This window comes from Stenotrophomonas sp. Nf1 (assembly GCF_003028475.1).
Lineage (GTDB): Bacteria > Pseudomonadota > Gammaproteobacteria > Xanthomonadales > Xanthomonadaceae > Stenotrophomonas.
On sequence record NZ_PYTV01000005.1, the window covers coordinates 109,217 to 125,262 of the forward strand.

At 64.8% G+C, this 16,046-nt stretch carries 10 protein-coding genes; all 10 read left to right on the forward strand.

Annotated features, from left to right (window positions below; genetic code table 11):
* Nucleotides 1–734 precede the first annotated feature (734 nt).
* The 10 genes from C9412_RS11030 to C9412_RS11075 all read left to right on the forward strand — a co-directional run bounded on the left by C9412_RS11030 (nucleotide 735) and on the right by C9412_RS11075 (nucleotide 16,042).
* Complete coding sequence (locus C9412_RS11030; protein WP_107231656.1) at nucleotides 735–1,673, forward strand: nucleoside hydrolase; 939 nt, start codon at nucleotides 735–737, stop codon at nucleotides 1,671–1,673.
* A gap of 88 nt (nucleotides 1,674–1,761) precedes the next feature.
* On the forward strand, nucleotides 1,762–2,004 hold the full coding sequence (locus C9412_RS11035) for a type B 50S ribosomal protein L31 (protein ID WP_005410871.1): 243 nt from the start codon (nucleotides 1,762–1,764) through the stop codon (nucleotides 2,002–2,004).
* Nucleotides 2,005–2,300: 296 nt separating this feature from the next.
* On the forward strand, nucleotides 2,301–3,578 hold the full coding sequence (locus tag C9412_RS11040) for a citrate synthase (protein ID WP_107231657.1): 1,278 nt from the start codon (nucleotides 2,301–2,303) through the stop codon (nucleotides 3,576–3,578).
* A gap of 192 nt (nucleotides 3,579–3,770) precedes the next feature.
* A complete protein-coding gene (locus tag C9412_RS11045) occupies nucleotides 3,771–5,252 on the forward strand; it encodes an FRG domain-containing protein (protein WP_107231658.1) in 1,482 nt (493 codons plus the stop codon).
* A 276-nt stretch (nucleotides 5,253–5,528) separates the two neighbouring features.
* Complete coding sequence (locus C9412_RS11050; protein WP_107231659.1) at nucleotides 5,529–6,032, forward strand: CS1 type fimbrial major subunit; 504 nt, start codon at nucleotides 5,529–5,531, stop codon at nucleotides 6,030–6,032.
* Nucleotides 6,033–6,085: 53 nt separating this feature from the next.
* Entirely contained in the window at nucleotides 6,086–8,806 is a 2,721-nt protein-coding gene (locus tag C9412_RS11055) for a TcfC E-set like domain-containing protein (protein ID WP_107231660.1), read from the forward strand.
* A gap of 137 nt (nucleotides 8,807–8,943) precedes the next feature.
* Nucleotides 8,944–9,933 (forward strand): CfaE/CblD family pilus tip adhesin, encoded by a 990-nt coding sequence (locus C9412_RS21000; RefSeq protein WP_308811180.1) that lies wholly within the window; start codon nucleotides 8,944–8,946, stop codon nucleotides 9,931–9,933.
* A 17-nt stretch (nucleotides 9,934–9,950) separates the two neighbouring features.
* Nucleotides 9,951–10,649, forward strand: a complete 699-nt coding sequence (locus tag C9412_RS11065; RefSeq protein WP_107231662.1) for a pilus assembly protein — start codon at nucleotides 9,951–9,953, stop codon at nucleotides 10,647–10,649.
* A gap of 68 nt (nucleotides 10,650–10,717) precedes the next feature.
* The gene (locus C9412_RS11070; RefSeq protein WP_107231663.1) at nucleotides 10,718–15,229 is read left to right on the forward strand and encodes an ESPR-type extended signal peptide-containing protein; all 4,512 of its coding nucleotides are present in this window, start codon (nucleotides 10,718–10,720) and stop codon (nucleotides 15,227–15,229) included.
* 69 nt (nucleotides 15,230–15,298) lie between these two features.
* Nucleotides 15,299–16,042 (forward strand): hypothetical protein, encoded by a 744-nt coding sequence (locus tag C9412_RS11075; protein WP_107231664.1) that lies wholly within the window; start codon nucleotides 15,299–15,301, stop codon nucleotides 16,040–16,042.
* The last annotated feature ends 4 nt before the right edge of the window (nucleotides 16,043–16,046 follow it).

Below are 16,046 nucleotides of genomic sequence, written 5' to 3' on the forward strand. Positions count from 1 at the left end.
TGCCTTTTCGATCATTTCCATGTTCATCCACGCATGGCGTGGATCTACTGTAGAGCTGAGCCTACGCTCGGCTGCCGTTCGCGCTGCGCGCGGGAGTCGAGCATGGCTCGACTCTACAGATGGCCTTTTCGATCATTTCCATGTTCATCCACGCATGGCGTGGATCTACTGTAGAGCCGAGCCTACGCTCGGCTGCCGTTCGCGCTGCGCGCGGGAGTCGAGCATGGCTCGACGCTACAGAATGCCTTTTCGATCATTTCCATGTTCATCCACGCATGGCGTGGATCTACTGTAGAGCCGAGCCTACGCTCGGCTGCCGTTCGCGCTGCGCGCGGGAGTCGAGCATGGCTCGACGCTACAGATGGCCTTTTCGATCATTTCCATGTTCATCCGCGCATTGCGTGGATGTGTCGACCAAGGTCGACACCTACCGACAGCCACCGTTCCGACAGACTGCAGGGTCTATCGAAGGCGGGGTGGGTCCGGTTGCGGGGGTGTCCGCGGCATGGATGCCGAGGCCAAGCCTTCAGGGACGTACTTGCGGCGTCCCCCGCAACCGGATCCACTCCGCCATCCCCCAGGAAACCAGCTTCTGCCGTTGCTGTTGACGCTGCCGGCCAGCGGCCGGCACTACCGCGGGTGCAGGGTGCAGGGCGCCGCCCTGCCAGAACCCCCGTACTTGCAACGGTCATCATCCCGGTCCACACTTCGTTGCCGATCTGAAGACGGCAACGATGACCCACAAGATCCCCCTGTTGATCGACACCGACCCCGGTGTGGACGACGCCCTGGCCCTGCTGATGGCCTTTGCCGATGAACGGCATGACGTGGTCGCCCTGACCATCGCCGCCGGCAATGTCGGCCTCGAATACACCGTCCGCAACGCCCTCAAGCTCTGCGACATCGTCGGCCGCACCGACGTGCCGGTGTTCGCCGGCAGCCCGGATCCGCTGTTGCATCCCTCCGTCGACGCCGCCCACGTGCATGGCCGTGATGGCTATGGTGACGTGGACCTGCCGCCGCCCAGCCGCCAGGCCGAGGCCGAGCATGCCGCGCTGGCCATCCTGCGTCTGTCGCATGAACATGCCGGCGAACTGATGCTGGTGATGCTCGGCCCGCTGACCAACCTGGCGCTGGCGCTGAAACTGGACCCGACCCTGCCCCAGCGCATCAAGCGCATCGTGGTGATGGGCGGGGCGGTCACCTGCCACGGCAACATCACCCCGGCAGCCGAATTCAACATCGCCTTCGACCCGGAAGCGGCGCACGTGGTGTTCACCTCGTTCAAGCACCTGCTGGTGTCGGACTGGGAGGCCACCGTGGCCCACGGCCTGCCGCTGGAGCTGGCCGAGCAGTGGCTGCAGGCCGATTCCGAGCGCGCGCGCTTCTACGAGCTGATCTCGCGCAAGACCCGAGCGCTGTCCGAAGACGCCAAGGGCGGCCGCTGGTACACCGCCGATGCGGTGGCCATGGCCTGGGCGCTGAACCCGGAAGGGCAGCTGCGGGTCGAATCGCGGCCGCTGAACGTGGAGCTGAACGGAACGTTCAGCCGCGGCGCGACCATCGTCGACTGGAACCGCCAGACCGGCCAGCCGGACAACTGCGATCTGCTGATGGCCTACGACCAGGGGCGTTTCGAGGCCCTGGTGCGCCAGGCCCTGGGCGCCGACTGACGTCGATCTGCCGGCACCGGTTGCCCCAGGCGGCAACCGGTGCTTATAATGCCGCTCTTGACCACCAGCCCATTTACGGTGTGAGCCCATGAAGGCCGATATCCATCCGAACTACCGCGACGTCGTCTTCCATGACGTCACCTCCGATTTCAAGATCCTGACCCGCTCGACCATGGCGACGAAGGAAACCATCCAGTGGGAAGACGGCAACGAATACCCGCTGGTCAAGGTTGAAATTTCCTCGGCTTCGCACCCGTTCTACACGGGCAAGCACAAGGTCATCGACACCTCGGGCCGTATCGACAAGTTCCAGAAGCGCTACGCGCGCTGATCTGTCGATCCCGCTTGGAACCGACGGCCGCGCTCTGCGCGGCCGTTTGTTTTTCCCCAACGCCTGCCCAACGGGCGTTTGGATGGACGGAACACTGCGTCCGTGTGACAGTGCTTTTGCCGATCCGGGCCGCTCGACGGCCGGGTTCTGGCCGCCTGTCGTCTACGACTTCCGTCTAGCGCCGGGCAAATGCTGCTGTGCGATAATGGCGTGATCCACGACACAGGTCGTGGACGTCATTCACGTGCCTGACCAATGCGCTTGGGCAGGCGCCTTCCCATGAAGGAGCGCACACAGTGTCCGATCTTGATCAGGTCACGCTCAACGCCGGCGATAAGTCGGTCGTTCTGCCCGTCATCAAACCCACCCTTGGCAACGACTGCGTCGACATCGCGAAGCTGACCAAGGAAACGGGGTATTTCACCTACGATTCCGGCTTCACCGCGACGGCCAGCTGCAAGTCCGCCATCACCTACATCGACGGCGACAAGGGCGTGCTGCTGTACCGCGGCTACCCGATCGAGCAGCTGTCGGAAAAGTCGAGCTACGTCGAAGTGGCCTACCTGCTGATCAACGGCGAGCGCCCGAGCGCCGAGCAGCTGAAGGCCTTCACCGATGAGCTGACCGCCGAAGCCAACGTCGACGATTCGGTCAACGCCCTGATCGCCAGCTTCGCCAAGGATGCCCACCCGATGGCCATCCTCGCAGCGGCCATCGCGCAGCTGTCGGCCATCTACCACGACTCGCTGGACCTGTCCGACGCCGAACAGCGCCGCCAGGCCGCCGTGCGCCTGATCGCCAAGGTGCCGACCCTGTCGGCGCTGATCTACCGCCATGGCAAGGGCCTGCCGGCCAACAAGCCGGACACCTCGCTGGACTACGTCAGCCGCTTCCTGAAGCAGACCTTCGAGTCGGCTGACGGCCAGTACGATCTGAACCCGGACGTGGTGAAGGCGCTGGACCTGCTGTTCATCCTGCACGCCGACCACGAACAGAACGCCTCGACCTCGACCGTGCGTCTGGTCGGTTCGACCGGTGCCAACCCGTACGCGTCGGTCGCCGCAGGCGTCACCGCGCTGTGGGGTCCGGCCCACGGCGGTGCCAACGAAGCCGTGCTGAAGATGCTGGAAGAGATCGGCAGCGCCGACAACGTCGAGTCCGCCGTGGTCAAGGCCAAGGACAAGACCTCCGGCTTCCGCCTGATGGGCTTCGGCCACCGCGTGTACAAGAACTTCGATCCGCGCGCCAAGGTCATCGGTGAGATGACCAGCAAGGTGCTCAAGCAGCTGGGCGTGCAGGATCCGCTGCTGGACGTGGCCGTGAAGCTGGAGCAGGCCGCGCTGCAGGACGAGTACTTCGTCGCCCGCAAGCTGTACCCGAACGTCGATTTCTACAGCGGCATCATCTACAAGGCGCTGCAGATCCCGACCGAGATGTTCACCGTCATGTTCGCCCTGGGCCGTACCTCCGGCTGGGTCTCGCATTGGCTGGAACAGCAGGTCGATCCGGAAATGAAGATCGGCCGTCCGCGCCAGGTCTACACCGGCAGCGACGTGCGCGACTACCAGGGCTGATCGGCCCGCGTAGGTTGTGCTGAAAACGCCCCGCAGTTGCGGGGCGTTTTTTTGTGCGCCGTGAACCCTGCGACACGTGCATCGCGCCGGATCTCGCGTGCCACACTACGCAGCCCATCATGGCGGCTGTCAGACGTCGTTGTCGTTGCAGCTGCGCCGCAATCACCAGGATTCAGACAGGCGTGCCAACAGATGAATGATGCGACCATTGACGTTCTGGAGCGGAGCTTCATGCGCGCACGGCAGCGTGCTTCGGAAGCTGCAGTGTCTCCTCGCTTCAAGGGGCTCCATCCAGAGCAGGCACGCCGGGCGCATTACTTCTCAGAGCTCGCGGATGACATCGCCAACCTTGGTCTGTCCAATCCCCATGAACGATCTGCACTGGGCCTGGAGCCGGCGCACCCGGTCCCCCCGGCCAGGATGGAACGCGAACTGGAGAAACTCGGTGGCCCGCTCCTGCCATTGAAGGAGGCCGGCATGTCGCTGGTTTCCCTGCCGATGGTGGCCAGGGCTGCACCGGAGTCCGAAGCGAGCATGCTGCATCGTCGGGTGGGCAGCCGCACCTCGTTGCAACTGCTGGATCCACTTTACGGCTTCGTTTTCTTCCGCGAGAACGGCGGCTACCGCAATCACTGTCTCGCGCTTGATTTCTGGAATTCGCGTCTGGCCACCATGCCTCCCGGGATACGGGCGGCACTATGGGAAAACCGCGCCGACAATCTGCTTTCCGGTGGCGCATTGGCCGGCCGGCTGCTGTTCGACAACCTCGTTCCGGCAGAGCCTGACGCGATCAAGCGCAGCGCGGTGGCAGAGCTCGTGGTACGAAGCCAAGCGCATCTGAACGAGGTCGTGTCCGCCCTGCAGGAGGGCGCAAAGGCCATCAACGGGGTACAACTGTGGTTCCGGGGACAAGGTCAGGATTATCGTGTGCCTGACAGGACCGCTTTGGCCCAACGGGGGCTGGTGCCTTACTCGAACATCCGCGAGTCGAGCCTGGTGCCTTCACTGTTCCGGTGCTTTGACTCTCATCTGGAGTCCTTCGCGAGCTACGAGAGCCTGCTCCGCGAGATATCGGCATGGGTGGAGGCCTCCAGGGCCCTGCTGCCGGATGACGAGCAGCTGAGGTCGGCATTCCACAAGCAGCAGCGCCATGCCAACGCCGCCGAGGGTCTGACCTCCTACCAGCGCGGATTGATGCTGCAGCAGTACGGCGCTCCGACGTCCTACCTGGACATCACGCGCGATGTGCGGATCGCTGCCTGGTTTGCTACCCACGATTGTACCGCCGGTGATGATGGCAGGTTGACTTACACCGCCAAGCGCTGGGATGGCGACGGTTCCCACACCTGGCCAACGATTTTCGTGTTTCCCCTGGTCGAAGGAGAGCATCCCTTCCTGGACCTGTCATCGATGCTTTCGGACAAGACCGCGCTTCGCCCGCATCGACAGTCGTGCGGACTGCTGGGTGGTGCGGGCAACCTCGCCAGGAACTACTGCGCACGCTACGTCGGGTTGAAACTGCGGCTGCATCCTGACTTCCGCCTGGACAATCCGTTCCCTGCGTCCCACCTGTTCCCGGACGAGCAGGAAGATCAGGCGCTTTCCCTGCTCAGGTCGTTGAATCCTGCACCGCGGGGAAGTACCTATCCGCTGACGTACGTGGCTGCCAGCTGATGCGAGTTCCTCGTGCGAAAGGCCAGGACTGACCTTTCCTGCTCAATGAGGAAAGTTGCAATCGCTGGATGAGGAAAATTGCATAATCGCGAAACATTGAACGGCCTCAAGGATCCTCCTTAACGTTCGACATTTTAGGAATGCTTGAATGGTCTGCATGCCATTGCCTTCCTAACATTCTCTCCGTCGCCCGCATTCATTCCCGCGGGTGGCGCTTCCCTCCCACTGGATTGCGGAGGGGAGCCTTCCTGTTCCCCCTGTCCGAGAGAGACACCCATGCAGATCTTCAAGAAGGCCGCGCTGGCTGCAGCGCTGGTCACCGCTTCGCTGTCGGCGAATGCCGCCGAAACCCACATCACCGTCCTGGCCGATGTCGATCCGACCCTGGCCCTGTTGCAGGCCGATGGCAGCCCGCTGCCGGATGCCGTCAAGCTGGACCACGCCCCGGGCCGTGGCCTGATTCCGTGGTCGCAGCAGGTGCGCATCTATTCCAACGACATCGACAAGGACATCGAAGTGCGCCTGATCAACGAGCCGGTGCTGATCGGTAATGCCCCGGGTACTCCGTCGGTGCCGCTGTCGGTCAGCCTCAACAGCCGTGAGCTGGGCCTGGCCGCCACCGACTACCTGGCCGCCGATCTGTTCGATGGCGCGCTGCCGGGCGCTTCGGTGGCCATGCCGCTGCAGATCGCACAGAAGACCCCGGGTGCCATCGACGTGGCTGACAGCTTCCAGGGCATGGTCAGCATCGCCATGAAGCAGAAGACCGCCAGCCCGTAAGTTCCGCCCCGCGCCGGCCCGCTTACCGGGCCGGCCGCTTCTGGTTGCCCCCCATGAACGTTCCCGCCCCCGCCGTTACCCGGCTGGCGTTCGCGCTTGCCCTTTCGCTGGCTGCGCCGATGGTCGCCGCGCGCGGCGTTCCCGCCGGCTTCGAGGATCTGGTTGAAGGCCAGACCGAGCAGCTGGATGTGCGCCTGTTTGGCCGTTCGACCGGGCTGATGCCCGTGCGCGTCACCCTGGACCACGTGCAGCTGGAAGCGCCCGCCGAGGCGCTGCAGGCGTTGCAGCTGCCCGCCGAAGCGCAGGCCGCACTGCTGCCAGCGCTGTCACAGCCGCTGCCGCGCAACAGCCACCTGGCCTGCCGCTACGGCGGTGCCGCCGCCGGTTGCGGCTATCTCGATCCCCCGGAGGACCCCACCGCCGTGCGCGCACTGTATGACGAGGGCGAGGGCGCGGTGCGCCTGTTTGTCGCCCGCCAATGGATTCCCGGCGAACCCGCCGCGCAGCGCCACCACCAGGTCAGCGCCAACGCCGAAAATGCCTTCCTGCACCAGCAGACGGTGAACCTGAGTGGCGGTCGCGATCATCAATCGCTGGCCGCACAGGGCACCGGGGTGCTGGGCCTGTTCGAGCGCGGCCACGTCTCGGCCAACTGGACCTTCAGCCACCAGCGCTACCGCAACCAGCGCACCCGGCACGACTTCCAGCTGGACAACGCCTATTACCGGCATGACATCGGCCCGGAGCACTACCTGCAGGCCGGGCGCATGGACCGCCGCAACCTGTCCAGCCCGCAGGGCGGCACCTTCAGTTTCAGCATGCTGCCGCTGGACCGCTTCCAGGGCCTGCGCGTGGGCACCACCCAGGCCTACGTGGACAGCGAAGCGGCGGTGCAGGCCACGCCGCTGACCGTGCTGCTGGCGCGCGATGCACGCGTGGATGCCTTCGATGGCCAGCGCCTGCTGCAGACCTATTATCTGCAGGCCGGCATCAACCAGATCGATACGCGCCGCTTCCCGTTCGGCAACTACACCGTCACCCTGCGCATCTACGAAGACGGCGTGCTGGTGCGCAGCGAAGACGCGCCCTTCGACAAGGGCGGCGACTGGGCCGACAGCAGCGTGCAGTGGTTCCTGCAGGGTGGCCGCCGCAGCGAGCGCCGCAGCGACCAGTTCGACGGCGAGATGTCGGCGATGGGCGGCGTGCGCGTGCCGCTGGGGCGCAGCGCCACCGTCACCGCCGGCGTGGCCGATCTGGGCGGCTTCAGCTATGGCGAACTGCGCGTGGACCTGCGCCGGCTGTTTGCCACGCAGGAAATCCGCGCCAGCTTCAGCGGGATGCACGGCAGCGACGGCAGCAGTGGGCAGCAGTATCAGTTGTCCTACCGCCGCCGTGCGTCGTGGAATCTGTACCAGCAGCGCATGCGCGGCAAGGCATGCGAATTCCGCGACGATGCGCGCGACCAGTTGGGCTGCGTCGATTCGCTCAGTGCCTCGGTAGCGCTGCCGGTGGCCGGTGGCAATGCCTACCTGGCCTATACCCGGCGCCAGACCTGGCGGCAGGGCGTGGGCGTGCCCGGCGATATCGACGATCCGCTGTATGGCCTGGACCCGCTGCTGCCGCCGTGGGCGCCGCAGCCCAGCCGCGAACCGCAGCTCAGCCGCACCTGGCAGGCCAGCTATAACCGCAGCGAGCGCTGGGGCGATTTCAGTGCGTCCACCCGCGTGGGCGTGTGGCAGCAGCACAACGACGGCAGCCTGCGCAGCAGCCGCGACCGCGGCGTGTTCCTCACCCTGACCCTTACGCGCCTGCAGCAGGGCGAGCGCGGCAACGCGCAGCGCCGCTACGGGCTGGATCTGCGCCAGCCGCAGCACCAGCGCCCCGACCTGACCTACAGCGTGGCGCAGAGCCTGCGCCAGGACCTCGACGACCAGTTCCGCGAACTGTCGGCCGAACTGCGCGGCAACAACAGCGACCGCTACAGCGCCACGCTGAGTGCGCAGGTGCAGAACCGCATCGGCCACACCGGTGCCACCGTCTCGCGTTACCAGCAGCGCGGCCGCGACGAGATGGCCTACAGCGCCACCCACAGTTCCGGCGTCGCGCTGGGCTCGCGCGGGCTGTACTGGGGCGGTGGCCTGGGCGCCGATGCGGGCCTGGCCGTGCAGGTCGATGGCACCGACGATCTGGAACTGACCGGGGTGGCCGCCGAGCTGCAGGTGGGTGGCCTGCGCCGCCAGCGCCTGCAGCTGGGCGAACGCCGCCTGCTACCACTGCCGGCCTACCAATCGCACCGCGCCGAAGTGCAGGACGCCAGCGCGCTGGACAGCATCGCCTCCATCCGCGTAAGCGGCGTGGGCGGCGCGCGCCCGCTGTTCCTGCCGCCCGGCAAGCTGATGCGCATGCCGGTGCCTATTGAGGTGACCTACACCTTCATCGGCAACGCGCAGGACCTGGCCGGCACGCCGCTGCGCGGTGCCCGCATCCTCAACGCACCGGTGCCGGGCACCGGCAGCAACGGCGGCTTCGTGGCCGACTTCCCGCGCCGCGAGACGGTGCTGTACCTGCTGCAGGACGACCGCCTGCTGCAATGCCCGCTGCAGATACGCGAGCGCCGCCAGGTGGTGCTGCTGGTCGGCGCCGTGCAGTGCGAACCGCTGAACGTGGCACAGCTGCCCGCAGAGATCCGCCAGCAGGCGCGGGTGACGCGGCTGCTGCAGGAAAAGGCGCTGATGGCCAGCAGCCAGCAGGCGGCAGCGGGAGGTGTGCGATGAGCCGGCGGCTGTGGTGGTGGCTGGTGCTGCTCTGCGCGCTGGTGGTGATGGTGCCGCGTGCGATGGCGCAACGGCCGCCGGAAACGCACCCGACGGATGAGCATCGCGACATCGTGATGACGTGGGATCGGTCTGCGATGCCGGGGGACATTGTGTTGTGGTCTCCGCGCACGGTGCTCGGCTTCAGCCTTGACGAAGACTCCAACTTTGGTGGGCTACATGCCACATGCCGTTCCTCAGTAAGCACCGAATCTGGGAGATGTCCGACGGATGGGATAGAAGTTGGACTCGGGCCGGGATCAATCTCGTTGCGGTTTGTTGAGCGTAGATCAGGACTCGTCACGGATCTAAGTCTGCACGGATATCTCAACCGTGCGTTTCCAGGAAGGCGCTGTAGTACTGATTATTGGTCAAACGAACAGCTGAATCCGTGGTCTGGCGCAGTCTGGATGTGTGCGTCCGAGTGGCCTGTTGGAACTGGTATCAGCTTGACCTTGCCTGGCCACGAGTTGGAAAGATTGGTCGCTGGAACTTGGGACGCCACATTGCTGATGGACCTGCGATCTGAGATCGGAGGAGGCTCAATTGCTGAAAAGAAGTTCTCGTTTGATCTGACTATCACCGACTACGACGCGGTCTCCATCTACCTGCCTGAATTCCAGGAAGCCACACCCACCGTAGGCCTCAACCTCAGCTACGATCCCATTGCCCGAACGGTCGGTGGCCGTGCGCACCTGGACATGTGCCTGTATGACGGCCTCGGCTCGCAGAGTGAGTATCTGGGCGTCACCGTGCGCGACAGTGGCACGCGCCCGCCTGGGCCCACCGGCTATTCGGTCTGGCACACCGACGGCGGTGGCGACGAGGGCCAGCGTGTGGACTACACCATCACCCTCGACCACAACGGCGCGCGCATTCCCATGCGCAACGGCGTGGAAGAACAACTGCGCAACATTGATACCGCGCGCCTGCGCCTGGTGATGCTGCCGGGCATGACCCAGCCAGTGTTCTGCGTACCCACGCCACTCACCCTCGATACCCCGCGCGTTCCGATCGATGAAAAGCGCTCTGGTGCCTACCAGGGCGATCTGAAGGTCGAACTGCGCCTGCCCACTTCCCGCCCTTGATGTTGATGGAGCTTCCCATGAATCCCGTTCTGCCCTGCCTGTTCGCTTGCGCGTTGCTGCTTGCAGCGGTGCCCGCCCACGCCAACCTGACCGTGCATCCCATGCGTACCTCGGTCGAGGCCCGCAAGGGCACGCAGATCCGCGTGTACTCACAGTCCACCACCGCGCAGTACGTGCAGGCCTCGATCCGTCGCATTGATGATCCGGCCAGCACTGACGAGCAGGAAGTCGAGATCGAGCCCGCCGACGCGGCGATCACGATCACACCTGCCAAGTTCGCCTTGGCGGGCGGCGCCAATCGCCTGATCCGGGTCATCCCACTGCAGCCGGTGGAGAAGGAGACCGCTTACCGCGTGTACTTCGAAGGTGTACGGGGCCCCGACGATGCCGAGCCGGACGACCCGGCCACCCGCGCCGCGGTGGGCATGAGCCTGGTCTGGGGCGCGCTGGTAAACGTGGTTCCGGCCAATGGACGCGTGGACGTGCGCGTGCAGGGTGACAGCCTGATCAACGCCGGAACGCTGCGCGTGGGCCTGACCAGCGTGGCCGATTGCGATGCAACCGGTGCCTGCACCGCCCATGACGTCTCGCGCAGCCTGTACCCGGGCGCGTCGCTGCAACTTCCCTTTACCCCGAAGCCCGGCCATCGCCTGCAGCTGCGCTACCGGCTGACCCGCGATGGCTATCGCGAACACGTGCAGGCCCTGTCTCTCTGAAGTGTTCGACCCGTCGCGGCAGAACGGTCGCGACGGGCTTCTTTTCCCTTCCTTGTTAAGGAATGACCATGAACAAGATCTACCGTCGTATCTGGTGCACTGCGCGGCAGTGCTGGGTGGTGGCCAGTGAGTTGGCCGCCGCACGCGGCAAACGCTCCTCCTCATCCCGCGCAATCGTGCTGCCCCTTGCCGCATCGGCCTTGATTGCATTTTCGGCTGCGGCCGAGAACGAAGCCGTTGAAGAGGAAAAGAGTGCCGAGCCCGCAGCCTATCCATTCGCGCAGGCGTTCGATCACATCGGCGCGATTCCGTTCGCGATTGGTATGCGAAGGGATGACGCAATGGGGATATCGGCTACCTCGATCGTCAGGCAGTTGGCACTTACGTCAGACAACTCCTACCGGGATTCCACCATCAACGGAGATCTACTGTTGATGCTGGGGTCGCGGTCATCCCTCACGGGCAGTCGATCGGTCGCCTACGGTAGCGTCATTACCGCCAATGGCGACAGCAATACGGCCATTGGCTACGGCGTGCAGATCACGCGGGGCGGCTACGCAACGGCCGTGGGCGGCCATGCCATTGCCAGTGGTGTAGGAACCACGGTGCTTGGCAACGATGCGCGAGCCTATTCCGAGAATTCCATCGCCATTGGCAGCGGCTCGCGAACGGTAGACAGCTACTCCGGCGTCTCGCGCGTAGCCATTGGCGGGAATGCTTTTGCAGGTTCAGCTGGATACTCGGGTGCAGTGGCCCTGGGTGGAAATGCACGTGCTGAATACAACGGCGTTGCATTGGGGCACCATGCCAAGGCGCTGGCCACCGGATCTGTCGCACTGGGCATCAACGCTGAGGCGACCGAGTCGAACTCGGTGTCCGTGGGGAGCAGCAGCACGAAGCGCCGGGTTGTGAACGTGGCAGACGCCCGCCTGTCCAGCAGCAGTACCGATGCGGTAACCGGCAAGCAGCTTTACGCTACCAACCAGAACATCACTACGGCCACCAATACGGCAAACGCAGCGAAGTCCGCTGCCGACCAGGCACTGGTAAACACCCGCTTGGTTACGCAGACCTCGTCCAGCAGTACCGTGCGCGTGGGCGGTGACAACACCGGCACCCAACTGGACATCCGCAATAGGTCCAACACCAACCGCAAGCTGACCGGCGTGGCCGATGCCACGCTCAGCACCACCAGCACCGAAGCGGTAGCTGGCAAGCAGCTGCATGCCACCAACACCGCAGTGACCACCGCGCAGACCACCGCCACGGCGGCAAAGACCGCAGCGGACAGCGCGCTGGGCCAGGTGACCACCGTGGCCGGTCTTGTCGGGCAGGTCTCGGCCAGCGGCAATGTGCGTTTGGGTGCGCAGAACACCGGTACCGTGTTGGATGTGGCCAACAAGAATGGGGTCGTTCGCCGTATCAGCAATGTGGCCAACGCCACCCTCAGTGCTTCGAGCACCGACGCCGTGACCGGCCAGCAGCTGCATGCCACCAACACGGCGGTGACCACCGCACAGTCCACGGCAACCGCCGCGAAGACGACCGCAGACAATGCCCTGGGTCAGGTGACCACCGTGGCCGGTCTGGTCGGGCAGGTGTCGGCCACTGGCAATGTGCGCTTGGGCGCGCAGAACACCGGCACCGTGTTGGATGTGGCAAACAAGAATGGGGCCGCTCGCCGTATCAGCAATGTGGCCAACGCCACCCTCAATGTTTCGAGCACCGACGCCGTGACCGGCCAGCAGTTGCATGCCACCAACATGGCGGTTACCGCCGCGCAGTCCACGGCAACCGCCGCGAAGACGGCTGCCGACAGTGCTGTCAGCCAGGTGGGTGCCGTGGCGGGGCTGATCGGGCAGGTGTCGGCCAGCGGACAGGTTCGCCTGGGCGCCGAGAACACCGGCACCGTACTGGACGTGTCCAACAAGAGCGGCGCGCGCCGCCGCATCCAGAACATCGCCAACGGCATCCTGGGCGCATCGAGCACCGATGCGGTGACCGGTCAGCAGCTGTTTGCCACCAACGAGCGCGTGGGCGCAGCCGAGGCGCGGAACGAGGCCCAGGATCTGCAGTTGGTGGATCACGCTGATCGTCTGGCTGATCATCGCGTGGATCTGGACCGACTGCGCGCCGACCTCGATGGCTTCGAACCGGATCTGGAAGGCGTGGTGAAGTTCAACGCGGAGCGGACCCTGGTTGACCTCGAAGGTGCCGTGGTGAAGGGTGTTGGTCCGGGGGATATCAGCTCGGCTGCCAGTACGGATGCGGTGAACGGTGGGCAGTTGTTTGCTACCAATGCCCGGATTGAGCAGATGGAGCAGGGCAGTCGCTTCCTGCAGGTTGGCTACGACGAGTTCAGCGAGGATGCGTCGGCCGGGTGGTTGGGCGTGGCAATCGGTGACGGCGCGCGCGCTTCTTCGGCGAGTGAAGGAGGAACGGCAATTGGAAGCTTCACATCGGCTGACGGCAAGAATTCCGTCGCGTTGGGGCGAGGAGCCAATGTCTCTAGTGGGGCAGAATCTGGCTTCGCGCTCGGTGTCGGTGCAAACGTAGAAGCACGTGATGGCATTGCAGTTGGCGCCTATAGCCGGGTTTCTGAGCTTGCAGAGCGTTCTGTTGCTATTGGCGATGGTTCATTTGCTAATGAGTCAGGTGTAGTCTCGTTTGGTCATGACGGCTTTAAGCGTCGTCTTGTCAATATTGAACGAGGATCTAGCGAAAGTGATGCCGTTTCGTTTGCCCAGCTGCGTGAGTCGCTTGCCACCCTTGGCGGCGGTGCCAGCCTCGACGCCAACGGCAACATCATCGCGCCTACCTACGCGATTCAGGGAAGCAACCACAACACCGTCGGCGATGCGCTGACCGCGCTGGATGGTGCGGTGGTTGTGACCGATGCGCGGGTCGGCTCGCTGGAAGGCAAGCTGCGCTCGGCATTCCAGGACACCACGACCCGTGCTGACGGCTTGAATCAACTCACGCTGTCTGGCGCACAAGGTGCGGTGCTGACCAACCTGGCTGATGGCCGAATCGCGGCCGGCAGTCGCGATGCAGTGACGGGTAGCCAGTTGCACGACGCCAAGCAGGAGATCGCCCGCAATCGCAGCGATCTGGATGCACTGCGCGATTCTCAGGTGACGGGCAATGATCTCGCACGCTTGTCTGCGACTGAGACGGGGAGCGTAATCGACTTCGGCGGCGCGACACTGACCGGTGTGGCGGATGGCGAGCTGTCGGCAGGGAGCAAGGATGTTGTGAATGGCCGGCAGCTGTATGCCACCAACCAGCGCATGGATGGTCTTGAGCAGGGAAGCCGTTTCGTGAAGGTCGGCTACGACGATCTGAGCATTGATGCATCGGCGGGTTGGCTGGGGGTGGCTATTGGTGATTCCGCGGAATCTTCGCCGACAGGTGAGGGTGGCACAGCGGTTGGTAGCTTCTCGAAGGCTCTCGGACGAAATTCTGTCGCGCTAGGTCGCGCAGCATTTGTTACGGAGTCTGCGATAGAAGGCTTCTCTTTGGGCGCGAGTTCGACCGTGAATGCAAGCGGGGGTGTCGCACTTGGCGCTCGCTCGGTTGTTGTGGATGGCGCTCGCAACAGCGTTGCACTTGGGTATGCCTCTGTTGCTCAGGAGGCGGACACCGTTTCTGTTGGTAGCGGGGATTATCACCGCCGCATGGTAAACGTAGCCAACGGCCGCAACGCCCAGGACGCCACCACCGTCGCACAGCTCAACGCCACCCTGGCCACCCTCGGCGGAGGCGCCCACATCGACAGCAACGGCAACATCATCGGCCCGCACTTCACCGTCCAGGGCCAGCAGCAGTCCACCCTCAGCGGTGCCCTGCAATCGCTCGATGGCGCTGTCACCACCCAGAGCTCGCGCGTGGACAAGGTGGAGACCCAGATCCGCTCGGTCTTCCAGGACACCACCACCCGCAGCGATGGCCTGAACCAGCTCACGCTGGCCGGTGCGCAGGGCATGGTCATTTCCAACGTGGCCAACGGTCTGGTGGCTGCTGGTAGCCGCGATGCGGTCAATGGTGGCCAGCTGCACGACGTGCAGCAGCAGCTCAACGGCCGCATGGATGGCCTGGAGCAGCGCGTCGACGGCCAGCCGCAGTCGCGCGTCGCCAGCACGCCCGATGCCCCGCAGCCGCCAACCGAAACGCCGACCGTGGCCGACACCGGCAAGGCCCCCAACACCACCCCGGATACGCCGAAGGAGCCCACCCCGCAGGTCGACACGGCAGAACTGGAGAAGATGCTGGCCCGCGCCAACGAGTACAGCGATGGCATCTCCCGCGAGGTGGATGCGCGCCTGGACAAGATGGACAAGCGCTTCAACCGCATGGCGGCGATGAGCAGCGCGCAGAGCGCAATGGCGATGAACACCGCGGGCCTGAACACCTACAACCGCCTGGGCGCGGGCGTGGGCTACAGCGATGGCGAATCGGCCATGGCGGTGGGCTACCAGCGTGTCCTCAACGAAAAAGGCTCGGCCACCTTCAGCCTCAATGGCGCCTTCACCAACAGTGGCGAACGCACCGTGGGCGTGGGTGTGGGCATCGGCTGGTAAGCCATGACGCCCCGGCGTGGTGCGCGTAACAAGCCCCGCCGCGCCGGGGCCCTGGCCGAGGAGATGGCAATGTACCGGTTCATGAGCCGCTTTATCAGCTACCGCAGCTATTACCTGTGGCGTGCGCGCTATCGCTACTACACCCGGCATCTGGATCGATGGTCGCTGTTGAGCGCGTCGTGCCTGGCCGGCGTAGTGCTGGTGCTCTGGTACTACGCACGGGTGGTTGGCCTGCCGCCGCCGCGGGTGCATCCGGACGTGGTGGCCGTGCGTGTGGAGAGCGTCTCGCGCGAGGCGATCCATCGCATCGTGCTGGTCCGCCATGGCGATGGCAGCGGCGGCGATCCGTTCGCGACGCCGGAAGCGGTGCGCGATGGCACGCTGCGCACGATGCGTGTACGCCAGGTGCTGCAGAGCGAGATGCTATGGAGGCTGAAGTCCAACCTGCTCGCGGATGTCGCCGAGTACATCGATGCGACGGACGGCTGCTTCCCATATGACTGCAACCAGGTGCTGCGCCATTTGGAACTGCTGCGCCGGGCCGAGGCGGAGAACAGGGCGATCACCCTCGGCCTGCAGGCGATCCTGGAGGTGCCGCTGGACCGGATGCCCGACCTCAGCGGTGGTGAACGGGTACGCGTGCGCAGTGCATGGTCCGATGGCTTCGGTGACACTCATGACCAGCTCTGGCTGCTGGGCGAGCTGCAAAGGATGCACGCGCGGATGATGCTGGAGTATCCGCATCGCGCAGCGGCGCCATGGATGGCGCGTGTTCTGCACGGCGACGCAGTGGACCCGCATCTGCTCTGGTAACGCA